The sequence below is a fragment of the Stenotrophomonas sp. 05L44_2 genome, from assembly GCF_056665995.1.
On record NZ_JBFTNR010000934.1, the window covers coordinates 1 to 1,301 of the forward strand.

The following is a 1,301-nucleotide window of genomic DNA, read 5'->3' on the forward strand; positions in this document are numbered from 1 at the left end:
GGACAATACCCTGCGTCGCATCGACCTCAACCTGCTGGTAACCCTGCAGGCCTTGCTGGAAGAGCAGAACGTCACCCGCGCGGCCGAACGCCTGCATCTGGCCCAGCCCACGGTCAGCGTGCAGCTGGCGCGCCTGCGCCACCTGTTCGATGATCCGCTGCTGCTGCCGGGGCCACGCGGCATGCGTGCCACCGCACGTGCCGATGCGCTGCGCGAACCATTGGCCGACGCACTGGCTGCACTGCAGCGTGCAGTCGCACCGGTGCAGGCGTTCGATCCGGCCCAGGCCACGCAGACCTGGCGGATCATGGCGTCGGACTTCGGCGAAACCACGATCGTCCTGCCGGCATTGGCCGACCTGCGCGTGCGCGCACCCGGCACGCGCCTGGCCGTGGTCAGCCTGGCGCCGGCGCAGATGGTGGCGCAGAGCGAACGCGGCGAGATCGATCTCGCCCTCCACATCACCTCCGACGCGCCTGCCTCCCTGCACCATCGTCCGCTGTTCCAGGAACGCTACGTACTGGCCGGGCGTCGCGACCATCCAAGACTGAAGCGGCGGCCGACGCTCAAGCAGTTCTGCGCGCTGGACCACGTGATCGTGTCACCGGATGGCGGCGGTTTCCATGGCGGCACCGACAGTGCGTTGGCGCATGTAGGCGCGCGTCGCAACGTGGTGCTGTCGGTGCCGCACTTCCTGTTCCTGCGCAGCGTGCTGCTGCGCACGGACCTGGTGGCGATGATGCCCTCGCGCCTGGTCGCGCAGGACCCGGCCTTGAAGGCGGTTGCCGCGCCCATTGATGTGCCTGGGTTCGAGATGGTGATGCTCTGGCACGAACGCGTGCATCGCGATCCGGCACATCGCTGGCTGCGCGAGCGTATCTGCGCGCATTCATGAAACCTCGTGCCAGGACCCGCCCGGGAAATATTGCGACGCGTCATGTAACCGGTTACATCCCTTGCTAGCGTAGGCCCGCCCGTTCCCGGGCCCTGCCGATGTGAGGCCTTCGCAATGACGTTGTGCGCTGACCGCTGGACCGCTCCCCGCCTGCCGAACCGGCGCCTTGCCGCGGCCCTGCTGCTCGGCCTGTCACTGGCCGCCACCGCCACCGCACAGAACCTGCCACCGCGCGCGCAATGGCAGGCCAGCGCGTCGTCGCAGCAGGTTCCGGCGATGGCGATCAGCCACCTGATCGACAACGATCCGAAGACGGTGACCGGCGGTGCGTTCAGCCCCGGCCACTGGTTCCAGGTCGATCTCGGCAAGCCTGCGATGCTGGCCGGTGCACGCCTCACCTGGGATG

2 protein-coding genes are annotated in these 1,301 nt (G+C 68.3%); both read left to right on the plus strand.

What is annotated here, in order from left to right; translation table 11 throughout:
* Window positions 1-19 precede the first annotated feature (19 nt).
* The gene (locus tag AC1VAN_RS22095) at window positions 20-895 is read left to right on the plus strand and encodes a LysR family transcriptional regulator (protein WP_480986778.1); all 876 of its coding nucleotides are present in this window, start codon (window positions 20-22) and stop codon (window positions 893-895) included.
* 114 nt (window positions 896-1,009) lie between these two features.
* A partial coding sequence (locus tag AC1VAN_RS22100; RefSeq protein WP_480986777.1) for a discoidin domain-containing protein occupies window positions 1,010-1,301 on the plus strand: 292 nt, incomplete at its 3' end.